At 64.9% G+C, this 13,440-nt stretch carries 13 protein-coding genes; 12 read left to right on the top strand and 1 reads right to left on the bottom strand.

Annotated elements, in window-relative coordinates:
- Positions 1 to 244: 244 nt before the first annotated feature.
- From QCE63_RS17805 to QCE63_RS17780, 6 genes are all read left to right on the top strand, one after another.
- Positions 245 to 1,486: an MFS transporter gene (locus QCE63_RS17805; protein ID WP_309834795.1), complete on the top strand. Its 1,242-nt coding sequence runs from the start codon at positions 245 to 247 to the stop codon at positions 1,484 to 1,486.
- 53 nt (positions 1,487 to 1,539) lie between these two features.
- Entirely contained in the window at positions 1,540 to 2,943 is a 1,404-nt protein-coding gene (locus QCE63_RS17800) for an amidase (RefSeq protein WP_309834794.1), read from the top strand.
- A 402-nt stretch (positions 2,944 to 3,345) separates the two neighbouring features.
- Positions 3,346 to 4,779 carry an NAD-dependent succinate-semialdehyde dehydrogenase gene (locus QCE63_RS17795; RefSeq protein WP_309834792.1) on the top strand — a complete coding sequence of 478 codons (1,434 nt, stop codon included), beginning with the start codon at positions 3,346 to 3,348 and terminating at the stop codon, positions 4,777 to 4,779.
- 11 nt (positions 4,780 to 4,790) lie between these two features.
- Positions 4,791 to 5,174 (top strand): cupin domain-containing protein, encoded by a 384-nt coding sequence (locus QCE63_RS17790; protein WP_309834790.1) that lies wholly within the window; start codon positions 4,791 to 4,793, stop codon positions 5,172 to 5,174.
- Positions 5,161 to 5,961: an aldolase/citrate lyase family protein gene (locus tag QCE63_RS17785; RefSeq protein WP_309834788.1), complete on the top strand. Its 801-nt coding sequence runs from the start codon at positions 5,161 to 5,163 to the stop codon at positions 5,959 to 5,961. Before QCE63_RS17790 ends, QCE63_RS17785 begins: the two co-directional genes overlap by 14 nt.
- Positions 5,958 to 6,371 (top strand): GFA family protein, encoded by a 414-nt coding sequence (locus tag QCE63_RS17780; RefSeq protein ID WP_309834786.1) that lies wholly within the window; start codon positions 5,958 to 5,960, stop codon positions 6,369 to 6,371. Before QCE63_RS17785 ends, QCE63_RS17780 begins: the two co-directional genes overlap by 4 nt.
- Here QCE63_RS17780 and QCE63_RS17775 read toward each other — a convergent pair.
- Entirely contained in the window at positions 6,368 to 7,243 is an 876-nt protein-coding gene (locus QCE63_RS17775; protein WP_309834784.1) for an IclR family transcriptional regulator, read from the bottom strand. The two genes, QCE63_RS17780 and QCE63_RS17775, sit on opposite strands and share 4 nt — an antisense overlap.
- Before the next feature lie 123 nt (positions 7,244 to 7,366).
- On the opposite strand from QCE63_RS17775, the gene QCE63_RS17770 reads away from it, so the two are divergent.
- The 6 genes from QCE63_RS17770 (at position 7,367) to QCE63_RS17745 (ending at position 13,335) form a co-directional block, all read left to right on the top strand.
- Positions 7,367 to 7,573 carry a tautomerase family protein gene (locus tag QCE63_RS17770; protein ID WP_309834783.1) on the top strand — a complete coding sequence of 69 codons (207 nt, stop codon included), beginning with the start codon at positions 7,367 to 7,369 and terminating at the stop codon, positions 7,571 to 7,573.
- Positions 7,570 to 9,033, top strand: a complete 1,464-nt coding sequence (locus QCE63_RS17765) for an FAD-binding oxidoreductase (protein WP_309834782.1) — start codon at positions 7,570 to 7,572, stop codon at positions 9,031 to 9,033. Before QCE63_RS17770 ends, QCE63_RS17765 begins: the two co-directional genes overlap by 4 nt.
- Before the next feature lie 33 nt (positions 9,034 to 9,066).
- Positions 9,067 to 9,837, top strand: a complete 771-nt coding sequence (locus QCE63_RS17760; RefSeq protein ID WP_309834781.1) for a fatty acid hydroxylase family protein — start codon at positions 9,067 to 9,069, stop codon at positions 9,835 to 9,837.
- Between the two features lie 43 nt (positions 9,838 to 9,880).
- Positions 9,881 to 11,194, top strand: a complete 1,314-nt coding sequence (locus tag QCE63_RS17755; protein WP_309834780.1) for an MFS transporter — start codon at positions 9,881 to 9,883, stop codon at positions 11,192 to 11,194.
- 75 nt (positions 11,195 to 11,269) lie between these two features.
- On the top strand, positions 11,270 to 12,337 hold the full coding sequence (locus QCE63_RS17750) for an alcohol dehydrogenase (protein WP_309834779.1): 1,068 nt from the start codon (positions 11,270 to 11,272) through the stop codon (positions 12,335 to 12,337).
- Positions 12,334 to 13,335: a D-glycerate dehydrogenase gene (locus tag QCE63_RS17745; protein ID WP_309834776.1), complete on the top strand. Its 1,002-nt coding sequence runs from the start codon at positions 12,334 to 12,336 to the stop codon at positions 13,333 to 13,335. The genes QCE63_RS17750 and QCE63_RS17745 overlap by 4 nt, the downstream gene beginning before the upstream one ends.
- Positions 13,336 to 13,440: the final 105 nt, after the last annotated feature.

Below are 13,440 nucleotides of genomic sequence, written 5' to 3'. Positions count from 1 at the left end.
CATCACGCCTACGCGAGAGGACCGGCTTCAACGAGGCCGGTCCATTTAGAAAATACATACGTGTCATTTTTAAAATAAGGATGACTATTTAAGAAAACACCATCCGATCTTACGGCGAGCAGCGTGCACCGCCTCGCCTGCTCCGCGCCACAAGCCTTGCCATTCCCGTCACCGAGTCAAAGCAACCGCTTCCGGACCCTTCGGAGGGCCGCGCTTTGCCTCACGTTTTCAGAAAGGCTCCGAGATGCGTCTCAATCGAGTCGTCTTGTTGATGATCCTGCTGTGTTCGGCCTATTTCATCGCGTTCATCGATCGCGTGAATATCGGCATGGCGTCGACCGCGTTCGGCCCCGAATTCGGTTTGACCAAAACCCAGATCGGCACCGCGGCTTCCGCGTTTGGATGGTCGTACGTGTTTTCGCAGATTTTCGGCAGTCTGATTGGCGACCGGCTGGGCGCACGCCGAACGCTCGCCATTTGCGGCCTCATCGTCGCGGCGGCGACGGCCTATATCGGCTTCGCCACCGGGCTCACCGGCATCGTCCTTGCGCGGCTGGTGCTCGGCGTCGGCGAAGGTGCAATGTTCCCCGTCGCCTCGCGCGCCATCGCCCAGTCCTTGCCTCGCGAGATGTTCGCCCGCGCTCAGGGCCTGACGCATGCCTTCGGACGTCTCGCGAACGCGGTGACGCCGGGCATCATCGGCGCATTGATCGTGGCGGGCTCCTGGCGCATGTCGTTCTGGGTGATCGCCGCCGTGAGCGCGCTGTGGGCAGTGGGGTGGTTCGTCGCGTATCGCGATCCTGCGCCGGGAGAAGGCGAACGCGAAGCGGCGCGCCGGGCGGCGGCCGCGCCGAGCGGCCCGGTGCCGTGGTCCTTGCTCGTGCGCCGGATCGGACCGATGTCGCTGGTCTATTTCTGCTACGGCTGGGTGTTCTATCTTTTCCTCGGCTGGATTCCGCAGTACTTCGTCCATAGCCAGGGGCTCGACATCGGTCATTCAGCGATATTTTCATCGGGCGTGTTCTTCGCCGGCGTGGCGGGCGACCTCGCGGGCGGCACGCTCAGCGACGCGCTCTACAAGCGAACCGGCAGCCTCGCGATTGCGCGGCGCTACGTGATTTCCGGCGCCTTGCTGTGCGCACTGCTGTGCATGGTGCCGATGCTCACGGCGACCGACACGACCGTGATCGCCTTGTGCCTGTCGGGCGCGCTGTTCTTTTGCGAACTGATCGTCGGACCGATCTGGGCGCTGCCGACCGACATTCTTCCACGCTATGCCAGCACGGGCACCGGCATGATGAGCGCGGGCGCGACCATCGCAGGCATCGTGTCGCCCATTGTGGCGGGCATGCTGATCGACCGAACGGGCAATTGGTCGCTGCCGTTTTTCGCGGCGATCGGCGTGCTGGCGCTCGGCTCCGTCTTCGCGCTCTTCATCCGCACCGGCGAAGAGCCCGCGAGCGCGGTGGTCTCCACGCCGGGCTGATACCGCTTGCTGACGAACGAGTCGTTGCCTTCCCACCTTATTCAAGGAACATCATGAATTTTCTCGCCGTCAAGCCGCTGCCCGCCGATCTGGAGGAGCGCCGCCTCACCTATACACCGGACACCTCGCTCGTGCGTCCCTATGTGCCGCTGACGCCGTCGTTCGCGAGCGGCGCGGATTCGCCACGCGCTTATCTCGAACGCTGCCTCGATGCGATGGCGGCTCACGAGCCTGCCGTGCATGCGTTCGTCACCTCGTCGGCCGAGCGTGCGCGCAAGGCCGCCGACGCCGCGACCGAGCGCTGGAGAAATGGCCAGCCGCTGTCGCCGGTGGACGGCATGCCGGTGGTAGTCAAGGACATGATCGAGACGGTCGACTTCCCGACCGAGATGAACAATCCGATCTTCAAGGGCTGGTCGTCGCGGCGCGATGCGGCCGGCGTGGCGGCGCTGCGTCAGGCCGGCGCCGTTATTCTCGGCAAGACCGTCACCACCGAATTCGCCTGTTCCAATTCCGGACCGACGCGCAATCCGTACGACAGCAGCCGCACGCCGGGCGGATCATCGAGCGGGTCGGCGGCGGCGGTGGGCGCGGGCATGTGCGCGCTCGGCCTCGGTACGCAAACCATTGCATCGACGATCCGTCCGGCAAGCTTTTGCGGCGTCTACGCGCTGAAGGCGACGCACGGCGCGCTTCATACTGGCGGCGTCACGCCGCTTGCGCCGACCCTTGATCACCTGACGGTCTTTGGCGCCAGCCTCGAGGACGCCTGGGCGGGCGCTTTTGCGGTGTCGAGCCGAGCGGGTGGCACGCCGCCACATGTCGGTCTGCGCGGCGACTCGCAGGCACCGCAGGCACGTCGTCCCGCCACGCTCGTGCGACTTGCCATGCAGGGCTGGGACGAAACGCCCGTGCCGTCGCAAGAGGTCTTCGAAACGGCCATCGCACGTCTGCGCGATGCGGGCGTGACGATCCTTGACCACGAAAGTGACTCGGCGGTGGCGGCGCTCGATCGCGAAGTGTCCGAGCTTTACGACTACAGCCACGACATCCTCGCGTGGGAGACGCGGTGGCCGTTCAACGCATACCGCGCACATGGCAATGAACAGATCGGCGAGCGCATCCATCGGTTGATGAGGCGTGCCGCGGACATGACCGTGGCCGACTACGAGCACGCGGTCGCGCGTCGCGCGCATTTGCGCGGCATGGTGGCTGCCTTCAACGGACGCGCCGATGGCTTCATCTCGTTGTCTTCGAGCGGGCCGGCCATTCAGGACCACGCCTTCACTGGCTCGCGCAGCTTCGCGAATCCCTGGTCTGTCGTGGGCGGTCCAGCGCTATCTTTGCCGTTGCTTGCGGTCGATGATTTGCCGCTGGGGATTCAACTTGCAGGTTTCCATGATCGCGACGTGGAACTATGCGCAAGCGCCGGTTGGATTCGCGACGCGTTGATCTAATCGAGAGAGCCGATCGACAGGTTCCTGCAACGCGACCACGAAGCTATATTCGCATGACGCGCGACTGGTAGTGCGGCGGGAGCAACCGGATCGAACTCCGCGGGATGATGATCGCCAGACATCTTTTGCACGTTGAGAAACTAATTCGTCAACCCTGGCGCGCGTCGTTCCACGACGCCTTCCAAGTAGGTTGTCTTTTGCCTTTTGCATGCACCATGACGAATGCGATGGCTCCTTCCTCTCATTGACCTCTCCAGTGGCGCTACCGTCGACTCTAAACACCGTCTCACTTACTTGAATTCCTATATCGGAACATTTCTAAAATAGTTTCTTTATAAGAACGTGCTGTGTAAGCTTTCGTCATTACCTTTTGATCTAGCTTTGGCACGACAGGAGACCACCGTGGAAGCCGTGATTCCAAAACCGCACCTTTTCATCGACGGCGAATGGATCGCCACCGGCGCGGGCGAACAGGCGTTGATCAACCCGGCGACGGAGCAACGCATTGGCAGCGTGCCGCACGCCTCCGCGGCGCAGCTCGATGCGGCGCTGGACGCCGCCGCGCGCGGCTTCGCGCAGTGGCGCCGCGTGCAGCCCTACGATCGCTCGAAGATTCTGCGCCGTGCCGCTGACCTGATCCGCGAACGCAGCGATGCTATCGCACGGCAGATCACAACGGAAAAGGGCAAGACCCTCGGTGAAGCCAAAGGAGAAGTGCTCGGCGCCGCCGACACCTTCGACTGGTATGCAGAAGAGGGGCGTCGCGCTTACGGGCGCATCGTGCCGCCGCGTGAATATGGGCATCGCTGGCTGGTGATGAAGGAACCGGTCGGCCCGGTGGCCGCATTCTCGCCGTGGAACTTCCCGGCGATGCTCTCGGCGCGCAAGATCGCGGCGTCGCTCGCGGCAGGCTGCTCCTGCATCCTGAAGCCCGCCGAAGAAACGCCGTCGGCGGCGCTGGCGTTCGCCCGGGCGCTGCAGGATGCCGGTCTGCCGAACGGCGTGCTGAACGTCGTGCTCGGCGTGCCGGATACGATCTCGACGCATCTCATCCGCTCGCCCATCATCAAGAAGCTGACCTTCACCGGCTCGACCGCGATCGGCAAGCATCTCGCGCGCATGGCCGCCGACAGCATGAAGAAGGCGACCTTCGAGCTCGGCGGGCATTCGCCGGTCATCGTGTTCGATGACGTCGATATCGATCACGTGGTTCAGGTGCTTTTGCCCGGCAAGATCCGTAACGCGGGCCAGGTGTGTATCGCGCCAACGCGCTTCTACGTGCAGGAAGGCATTTTCGGCCGATTCTCCGATGCCTTCGCCAAGGCGCTCGCAAGCGTCAAGGTCGGCGACGGCCTCGACGCGCAGAACCACATGGGCGCCATGGCGAACGGCCGTCGGATCGACGCCATGGCCCGTCTGGTCGACGACGCTCACCGCGCGGGCGGCAAGGTGCTCGCTGGCGGCGCGCGTGCGTCGGACAGCGGCTTCTTCTGGCAGCCGACGCTGCTTGCCGAGGTGCCCGACACGGCGCACGTGATGAATGAAGAACCGTTCGGACCGATCGCCATCGCCAATCCGTTCCGCACTATCGAAGACGCCGTCGCGCAGGCGAATCGCCTGCCATACGGACTCGCCGCCTACGCGTTCACGCAGTCGAGCCGCCGGTCGATCGACGTCGCGAGCGCGCTGGAAGCGGGCGTCGTCGGCATCAACAATCTGACGGTGTCCACCGCCGAAGCGCCGTTCGGCGGCATCAAGGAAAGCGGCTACGGCTCGGAAGCGGGACAGGAAGGGCTCGAAGCGTTCCTCAACACCAAGTTCGTCAGCGAGGCCTGAAGGAGAGCGCCATGATCACGCAACTCTATAACTTCGAAAACCTGCCGCGCGAGACCGTGCGACCGGGCGTCGAGCGCGCTGCCTTTCGCGGCGACAACTTCATGGCCGTGATGAACTGGCTATCGCCCGGCATGGACGTGTCGCCGCACAAGCACACGTTCGAGCAGGTGGTGATGATCGTGAGCGGACGCGTGCGCTTTCACGTCGGCGAGGAATCGTACGAAGCGGGTCCGGGCAGCATCATCCGCATTCCGCCGCACGTGATGCACTATGCAGAACCGCTCGGCGATGAAGTCGCGCTGAACCTCGATATCTTCGCACCGGTCCGCGAGGACTATCTGCATCTCGTCGACTATCAGAACACCACGCAAGCCGACGATCATGCCGACGCCTGAACCCGGCAGCTTTCGCGCGCGCCTGCTCGCGCGAGAGCCGCTCGTCGGCACCTTTGTCAAGACAACCTCGCACCAGACGATCGAGATTCTCGGCGGCGCTGCGCTCGACTTCATCGTGCTCGATGCGGAACACGCGCCTTTTTCACGCGATGCGCTCGATATCGCGCTACTCGCGGCGCGCGCAGCCTCCTTGCCCGCGCTCGTGCGCGTGCCCGCCGCCAACGGCGAGCACATCGGCAATGCGCTCGACCTGGGCGCGACGGGCGTGATTGGGCCCCACGTGCGCGATGGCGGCGACGCGAGCGCACTCGCGGGCGCGTGCCGTTTTCGGGGCGGCACACGCGGCTTCTCGACTTCGCCGCGAGCAGGACGATACGGCTTGTCTAGCATGACCGCGATGATCGATGCGGGCGACGCGCAGAGCGTCAGCGTCGCGATGATCGAGGACGAAGCGGCGCTCGGGTGCATCGATGAAATCGCGGCGTCGGAGGTCGACGCACTGTTCATCGGTCGTGCCGATCTCGCGCTGTCGTGCGGCATGACCACGCTCGACGAGCCATTGCTCGCGCGCCACGTCGAAGCCATTTGCCACGCCGCGATGCGCGCGCACAAGCCGGTCGCGATGTTCGTCGGCAGCGAGCGCGAGGTCGCGCATCACGCGGAGCTGGGCGTAACGGCGTTCGTCGTGGGCTCGGACCAGAGTCTGTTGCGCGGCGCGGCGCTCGGCATGCACGCGGCGGCGATGGCAGCCGCAGGCCACGTTTCACGAAGCAAGGAACCCGCATGACACTCACCGGACGCTGCTATTGCGGCGCGATTCGCTACCGCGCGCAAAGCGAGATCAAGGCGCGCATTCAATGCTGCTGTCGCGAATGTCAGTTCATCTCGGGCGGCAATCCGAATGTGATCGTCACGCTCGATGCCGACACGTTCATCTACGAGCAAGGCACGCCGAAGCAGTTCACGCGCGGCGACCTGCCCGCGCCCGTCACGCGCGAGTTCTGCGCGGAATGCGGCACGCATCTGCTGACGCGTTCGCCGCGCATGCAAGGGCTCGTGCTCGTCAAGGTCGGCACGCTCGATGACCCCGCGGTGTTCGGTGGACCGGACCTCGTCATCTTCACGTGCGACCGGCAGGACTTTCATCACGTGCCCGACGACGTTCCGACCTACGAACGACGCGTGCAGGCGGGCTAGCGCGCGCCTGCGGTCCCGCCTCGATCCGGCTCCGGCGTGAGATAGCCCATTGCGCGCGAAAGCGCGATGGCCGATTCGCGCAGCAATGCCACGAGCCGCGCGCTTTGCGGGCCGGCGCGTTCAGTCGGCGCCGCCAGCACGAGCGCCGCGATCACGCCGCCGCCGCTCGAATGAATCGGCATGCCGTACGCGGACACGCCCACGTGCGTGTCGTCGACCGTGCTGGCGATGCCGGTCCGGTGAATTTCGCGCAGCATCTTGCGGATGCGATTCTTGTCCGTGACCGTGCGGCTCCTGAACGCGATCGGCTTCAATCCGCGCAGATAGTCTTCCTGCTCTTCCTCGGTGAAGAAGGCGAGCAGGGTGCGCCCGCCGGACGACGAGTACAGCGGCCGCTTCTCGCCGATGGACGCCATGAAGCGGATCGGGTGCGCGCTCTCGGCACGCGCCACGTACATCACCGACTGGCGATCCTCCGTGAGCGTCAGCACGAACACCGTTTCGCCGGAATGTTCCGCGAGCGATTCGAGGAAGGGCTGCGCGATGGCGGGCAGTTGGCTCGCATCGGGGGCGGTGGCGCGCGCGGCGATCAGCGTGCCCAGTTGCAGGGATTCGGGCCCGAGCGTGTAGCGTGCGCCGTCGGTATGCACATAGCCGGCCTGGACGAGCGCCTTCAGCAGCGACAGCACTGATGTCTTCGGAATCTCGAGCGCGGTGGCCAACTGCGACAGCGTGAGCCCGTCCGACGATCTGACGAGCCGCTGCAGGATGTTCAGGCTGCGCACCGGTGCGCGCGGCGGCCCGATGCCTTCGTGGGTGTCGTCGGCGACGAGGACTGCGGGTTCGATGCGGTTTTCGGCGGCGCGTTTCATGGTGGTCGGGTTTCGGAACACGCCGGATTGGCGTGTTCCTATATTAGAACAAAAAAGAGATTGTTTACATATCGGATTGAGACTCGTACATTCGCTTCACGAACTGAAAAGGGGACATCGGTCATGCCGATCATCGAAGTCAATCTGATCGAGGGACGCTCGCTCGAAGTCAAGCGCAGGATCATCACGGCGCTGACGGACGCGACGATCGAAGCCGCGGGCGTGCGTCGCGAGGACGTGCGCATCATCATTCGCGACATTCCGCCGGAGAATTTCGCGGTGGGCGGTGCACAGAAATATCCGGCGGCGCAGGGCAGGGAATCCACATGAATGCGATCGAACCGCTCATCGCGGCGGGTGCCATCGAGCAGGCGCTCGCGCGGATTCGCGAGGTCGTCGGCGAGGCGGGATGGCTCGACGCGGCGCAGGATATCGAGCCGTATCTGATCGAATCGCGCGGGCTGTATCGCGGCGACACGCGGCTCGTGGTGCGTCCCGCGTCCACCGAAGAAGTCGCGCAGGTCGTGTCGATCTGCGCGGACGCCGGCATCAAGGTGATTCCGCAAGGCGGCAATACCGGGCTGTGCGGCGCGGGCGTGCCGCCCGAAGCGACGCCCAACATCGTGTTGTCGATGGGCCGCATGAAGCGCGTGCGCAACATCGACCCGGACAACTTCACGCTGACCGTCGATGCGGGCTGCGTGCTCGCCGACATCCAGGAGATCGCCGAGCGGCACGACCGGCTGTTTCCGCTGAGCCTGGGCGCGCAGGGAAGCTGCCAGATCGGCGGCAATCTGTCGACCAACGCGGGCGGCGTGCAGGTGCTGCGCTACGGCAACGCGCGCGAGCTGACGCTCGGCGTGGAGGTGGTGCTGTCGGACGGCCGCGTGCTCGACAGCCTGCGCCTGCTGCGCAAGGACAACACGGGTTACGACCTGAAGCATCTGTTCATTGGCGCGGAAGGCACGCTCGGCATCATCACGGCCGCGACGCTGAAGCTCTATCCGAAGCCGGTCGGCCATTCCACGGCGATCTTCGCGCTGCCGACGCTCGACGCGGTCATCGACCTGCTCTCGCGCGCACGCACGATGACCGCCGACCTGTTGACCGCGTTCGAATTCATGCCGCGCTTCGGCGTGGAGATCGCGGCGCGGCACGTGGAGGGCGTGCGCGATCCGCTCGCGAGCCCGTCGCCCTGGTACGTGTTGCTGGAGATGTCGACCTCCGCGCACGGCACCGGGCTCGACAGCGTGATGGAAGCACTCTTCTCCGCCGCCATGGAGGCGGGCAGCGTGAGCGACGGCGTCATCGCGACCACCGAGCAGCAGCGTCAGGCGTTCTGGAAGATTCGCGAAGGCGTGGTCGAGGCGCAGAAGGGCGAGGGCGCCTCGCTCAAGTACGATGTCTCGGTACCGGTCACGTCGATTCCGCTCTTCGTTACCGCCGCCATCGACGCATGCCGCCGCATCTCGCCAGAGGTGCGTCCGCTCGCGTTCGGTCACGTCGGCGACGGCAACGTGCATTTCAACCTGACGGCGCCCGTGGGCGACGATGGCGCATTCGCGGCGACCGCCGCCACCTTCGACGAAATCGTCTTCGATCTCGTCGCGGGCATGAAGGGTTCGATCAGCGCGGAACACGGTATCGGCCGCACCAAGAAACAGGCGCTGGCGCGGTATAAATCAGCTGTCGAACTCGACGTGATGCGGCGAATCAAGGCGGCGCTCGACCCGCACATGCTGTTCAATCCCGACAAGGTATTGATGCCGCCGGGACAGGCATCGGTCTAAAAAAGCAGAGACAGGCGAAACAGGAGACGAATCATGGCTTCACACGCATCGCCGAAACAGGCGGCGTTCCAGGCGGACTACCGCAACACCATTCCGGCGGACTACAGCGGCCTCAAGCATGCCGCGACGATCCTCGGCATCGGCGTGGTCGTGCTCGCCTTGTGCATCTGGCGCATTCAGGCGCCGGTCACGTGGCTCGAATGGCTGATCGTGCCGGTGGTGGTGGTCGGCTGGAATCTGATGGAGTGGTACGTGCACGTGCATTTCCTGCACAAGCCGGGGAAGAACGCGGTGACGCGTGCGCTGTATCAGCGTCATACGCTCACGCATCACCAGTTCTTCACGCACGAGGAACCGCGCCTGACTGGCACGCGGGACCTGAACATCGTGTTCTTTCCGACCTTCGCGCTGCCCGGCATCGTCGTCATGACGGCCGTGCCCGCGCTGATCCTCGGTTTCGCGTGGTCCGCGAACGCGGGATGGCTGCTGATGGCGAGTACCGTCGGCATGTATCTGCTGTTCGAGGCGATGCATCTGTGCGCACACATGCCGGACAACGCCTTCGTGCGGCATTTTCCGCTCGTGAACACGATGCGGCGGCATCACATCGCGCATCACGATCAGTCGCTGATGATGACGCACAACATGAACTTCACGCTGCCGCTCGCCGACTGGCTGTTCAGGACGTCGGATCTCGACCGCGGCCTCCTCGGCACGATCTTCAACGGCATGTCCGACAAGCACGTGTGCGAAACGCCGGCCCAGGCGCGCAGGAAGCGCACGATGTCCGGCCCGGTGAACTGAGCACCGAACACAAAACTTAAAACGAAGCAGGGAGACACACGATATGGAACGCAAGACTTCCAGGGTTCGTCGCATCCAGTGGATTGCGATGAGCTTCCTGACCGTCGCCGGAATCGTCAATTACATGGATCGCAGCACGCTGTCGATCGCGAATCATTCGATCTCGGTCGAGCTCGGTCTGTCGGCCTCGCAGATGGGCTTGTTGTTGTCCGCGTTCGCGCTTCCTTATGCGCTGTCGCAATTGCCGGTCGGTATTCTCATCGACCGGTTCGGCGCGCGCGTGATGATGGGACTCGGCATGTTCGTATGGTCGGTCGCACAGCTTGCAGGCGGCTTCGTGCATACATTGCAGCAGTTTCTGGTGGCGCGCGTGCTGCTCGGCGTCGGCGAGTCGCCGCAGTTCCCGGCATCGGCGAAGGTGGTCAGCGAATGGTTCGCGGTGCGCGATCGCGGCGCGCCGACCGGCATCTTCGCAGCCGCCACGACCATCGGGCCGGGCCTGGCGCCGCCCATTCTGACCATCGCGATGCTGACGCTCGGCTGGCGCGGCATGTTCATCCTGATGGGCGTGCTGGGTATCGCGGTGTCGATCGGCTGGTACGTGATCTATCGCAATCGCAACGACGGGCGTCTCTCCGCCGACGATCTCGCCTATCTGCGTCAGGACGCCGGGCGCGATGCCGTCAGCCAGCGGCTCACGTGGCCCGAATGGCGCGGCCTGTTCACGCAGCGCACGACCTGGGGCATGGTGTTCGGCAACATCGGCGTGATCTACATGGTGTGGCTGTATCTGGCGTGGCTGCCGGCTTACTTCGAGCACGAGCGGCATCTGTCGATCGCAAAGACCGGCTGGATCGTGTCGCTGCCGTATGTGTTCGGCACCATGGGTGTGCTGTTGAGCGGCGTGATCGCGGACCGGCTGCTGCGTCGCGGCATGAGCGCGCTCGCGAGCCGCAAGTGGCCGCTGTGCGTCGGCCTGATCGGCGGCGCGGCGTTCACGGTGCCGGCCGCGTTCACGCCCAGTGTCACGCTGGCGGTCGTCTACATCTGCGCCGCGATGTTCTTCGTGCAGATGGCGAGCGGTTCGGCATGGGCGCTCGTGACCGTGGTGGCGTCGCGGCATCAGGTGGCATCGCTCTCCAGCATCCAGAACTTCGGCGGCTATTTCGGCGGATCGCTGGCGCCGCTCGTGACCGGCATCGTCGTCGACAGGACACACTCGTTCGTGCAGGCGCTGCTGATCAGTGCGGCGATCGCCGCGGCCGCGGCCGTGATCTATCTGGTCTTCGTGACGAAGCCGATCAGCCACGCGGCTGACAAGAACGGCACGGACGAAGACGCGGCCATCGCCGCCTGAGCGCGGAGCGGAAACGGCGAATCGTTTCCGATAACGATAATTAGCCATCCATATGGAAGACATGAGGTCACCACAATGACGAGTTTCCGCATGCAGACGGTGGAGAGCGCCGCGCCGCTCGAACGCTCGCCGTTCGAGATTCCCCGTGCGCGCGGCAGCGAAGTCGTTCTGCGGGTGCTGGCGGCGGGCGTCTGTCACACCGACCTGCACCTGCTCGACGGTTTCTTCGATCTCGGCCGCGGCAAGCGGCTGAACATGGCCGAGCGCGGCATCCGTATGCCGCACACGCAGGGGCACGAAACCGTTGGCGAAGTCGTCGCGATGGGACCGGATGCGCGCGACGTAGCGATCGGCGACCGCGTGCTCGCGTATCCGTGGATCGGTTGCGGACATTGCCGGCGATGTACCGGCGGCGATGGTCATCTGTGCGCCGAGCCGCGCTTTCTCGGCGTGTTTCGCGACGGCGGCTTCGCGACGCATCTCGTCGTGCCGGACTCGCACGCGCTCTTCGTGCTCGATGCGTCGATGGACGCGGCGCGCATCGCTCCGCTCGCGTGCGCCGGGCTCACTGCCTATAGCGCGCTGTGCAAGGCGAAGCCCGCGCTCGACGACGACACGTCGCTCGTCATCGTCGGCGCCGGTGGACTCGGCCTGATGGCGCTCGCGTTGATGCGGCTGATGGACATGCCGCCTGCGATCGTCATCGAGCCGAGCGAGAGCAAGCGCCGGGCGGCGCTGGAACTGGGCGCCTGCGCGGCCTTCGATCCGTCGGAGACGGGCGCGCTGGCCGAGGGCGCGTCCGTGGTGATCGATTTCGTCGGGTCGTCGTCGTCGGTCTCGAACGGCTGCGGGATGGTGCGCAAGGGCGGCAAGCTGATCGTCGTCGGCATGTTCGGCGGCGAGCTCGACGTGCCGATTCCCGCGCTCGTGCTGCGCGCCCTGTCGCTCGAAGGATCGTACGTCGGCTCGCTCGCGGAGATGCGCGAACTGCTCGAACTCGTGCGTGCAAGGGGAATGCCCGCATTGCCCGTTGCGCGTCGTCCGTTACCCGAAGTCAATCTCGTGCTCGACGCGATGCGCCGGGGCGAGGTCATCGGTCGCACGGTGCTCGTTCCGCAAGCAGCCAGCAAGGAGACGATGTGAAAGAGAAGATCCTCGTCGCGCGCGCGACATTTCCCGACATCATTGCGCGGCTCGAAGAACACTTCGAGGTCGAGCGCAATCCCGATGACGTTCCCTTCAAGCCCGACGAACTGCGCCGCCGCATCAGCGACAAGGCCGGCGCGATGCTGATGGGCGGCGAGCGCATCGATGCGCCGCTGATCGAAGCCGCGCCTTCGCTGCGCGCGGTATCGAACTGCGCGGCGGGACACAACAATTTCGATCTTCCGGCGATCACGCGAGCGGGCATCGTCGCGACGAATACGCCTGACATTTCGAACGAAAGCGTGGCGGATCTGGCCTGGGGCCTCATGATCTGCGCGGCGCGTCGCATGCTCGAGAGCGATGCGCACGTGCGCTCGGGAACGTGGCGCGGCTTCGCCTACGATCTCTTTCTCGGCGTCGACCTGCATCACAGCACGCTCGGCATCGTCGGCATGGGTCGCATCGGGCAGGCGATCGCACGCCGTGCCGCGGGCTTTCGCATGAAGGTGATCTATCACAACCGGTCGCGGCTCGGCGCGGAGCTCGAGCAGGAATGTCGCGCGGAACACGTATCCCGCGACGATTTGCTCGCGCGTGCCGATCACGTCATGCTGACCGTACCGTATTCGCCGGGCGCGCATCACCTGATCGGCGAGCGCGAGCTGCGCCTGATGAAGCGCAGTGCGACGCTCGTGAACGTGGCGCGCGGCGGCATCGTCGATGATGTCGCGCTGGCCGCGGCGCTCGTCGAAGGACGCATTGCCGCGTGCGGGCTCGATGTCTTCGAGAACGAGCCGGCCATCGCCCCGGCCTTGCTGCAGGCGCCCAATCTCGTGATGACTCCGCACATCGGCAGCGCGACGACAGCCGCGCGACGCGCGCTCGCGAATCTCGCGGTCGACAACCTGATCGCGGCGCTCGGCTATGGAGCGGATGCGCACCGCCCGCCCAATACGCTGAATCCCGAAGTGCTGCAGCAGTCGCAACGTGCGTGATACCCCGGCGCTATCAAATCTGAAGTGCAACACCTGTTTCGTATAAGGTGTTGCGATGCACGAAAGAACTCAGTATCAACAGCTTCAACCCGAAGAGCGCCTGAC

The organism is Caballeronia sp. LZ065, from assembly GCF_031450975.1.
Classification (GTDB): domain Bacteria; phylum Pseudomonadota; class Gammaproteobacteria; order Burkholderiales; family Burkholderiaceae; genus Caballeronia.
The sequence above is the reverse complement of the archived record's forward strand: the minus strand, read 5'-3'. Positions and strand labels throughout refer to the sequence as shown.